Consider the following 1,561-nt stretch of genomic DNA (forward strand, 5'->3'; position numbering starts at 1 on the left):
AAATTGATGGCTTTTTTGTTATACTAGAGATGAGGTGAAATAATGCTTGATAATCAGTTAACTATGGATGTCAGTCCTTATTCTAGTTTGTATGATATCGTGGTTCCTAAAACCCACTTTTTACGTCAGCTAACTGAACTCTGTGATTTTAGCTTTATTTATGATGAACTAGAAAAGAATTATCGTCCCGATTTTGGGCGTAAAGCTTATTCACCGATTATGATGTTCAAATATCTCTTGTTAAAAGATATTTATAAGTTATCAGATGTAGATGTGGTAGGACGTTCCTTGTCAGATATGGCCTTTAAATTTTTTCTTGGTCTAGCTCCTGAAGATTCTGTTATCGAGCCATCCTCTCTGACAAAATTTAGAAAGCTAAGAATTAAAGATGATAAACTACTTGATGTATTGATTCAGAAGTCTGTTCAAATTGCACTCGAACATAACTTGATTAAGAGTAAAATCCTCATTGTGGATGCCACTCACACCAAATCTCATTATAATCATAAGAAACCTCAAGAAATCCTTAGAGAGCGTTCAAAAGCTTTACGTAAAACAATTTATCAACATTCAGAAGATATCAAAATAGAATTTCCAAAGAAACCTCAAGAAGATAACCTCGAAGCAGAGTTGACCTATACAGAGGAGTTAATGGCTGTGGTTGAAAAACACGAGGAACTCTTAGCCCTACCGGCTGTTTCTCAAAAGTTCAATTACCTAAAAGAGGCTGTCGAGGACGACTTAGAACATTTGGAAGCTTCTGTTAAGGAGGAGGCTAGGCTCGGACATAAGACAGCCGACAGCTCTTTCTATGGATATAAAAGTCATATCGCTATGACGGATGAACGGATTATTACTGCTTGTGTGATCACTTCTGGCGAACAAAGCGATGGGAAATATTTACCTGAATTATATGCCAAAACAAAGGAAAATAGTCTGGACATAGAGACTATTATTGGTGATGCGGCTTATTCGGGAAAGGACAACATTCAACTAGCTCGCAAAGAAAAGATTCATTTGGTTTCAAAACTGAACCCTTCAGTTTCAAAAGGTTACCGTAAAGAAGAGGATGCGTTTGAATTTAATAAAGATGCAGGGCTATTTGTCTGTCCAGAAGGACACATGGCTGTTCGCAAAGCAAGGACAGGGAAAAAATATCAAAATAAGAATCAAGTTGTCACTCATTACTTTGACATTGAGAAGTGCAAGAGTTGCCTTTCCAAGGAAGGTTGTTATAAGGAGGGGGCAAAGTCTAAAACTTATTCAATAGCCATTAAGAGTGACGACCATCTTTTCCAGAAGAAATTTCAGGAAACACCTTATTTTAAAGAAATGGCCAGACATCGCTATAAAATCGAAGCAAAGAATGCCGAACTAAAACAGAGACATGGCTTTGATGTCGCGAGAGCATCGGGTCTTTTCAGCATGGAGTTACAGGCAGCCACAACCATCTTCGTGGTCAATATGAAACGAATTATGACCTTAATAAATACAAAATAACCGAGGAACTCGCTCAAATTAACGAGAGATTCCCCGGTTTTCATTTCATTAAAAGTAAGAG

The 1,561-nt window shown here is 37.3% G+C and carries 1 protein-coding gene; it reads left to right on the forward strand.

From position 1 onward, the window contains the following. Positions 1 to 42: 42 nt before the first annotated feature. Positions 43 to 1,500, forward strand: coding sequence for an IS1182 family transposase (locus tag O3636_RS10630; protein ID WP_050967305.1), 1,458 nt, complete (start codon positions 43 to 45; stop codon positions 1,498 to 1,500). Positions 1,501 to 1,561: the final 61 nt, after the last annotated feature.

Origin of the sequence: Streptococcus sp. 27098_8_76 (assembly GCF_041432315.1) — a bacterium.
GTDB lineage: Bacteria > Bacillota > Bacilli > Lactobacillales > Streptococcaceae > Streptococcus.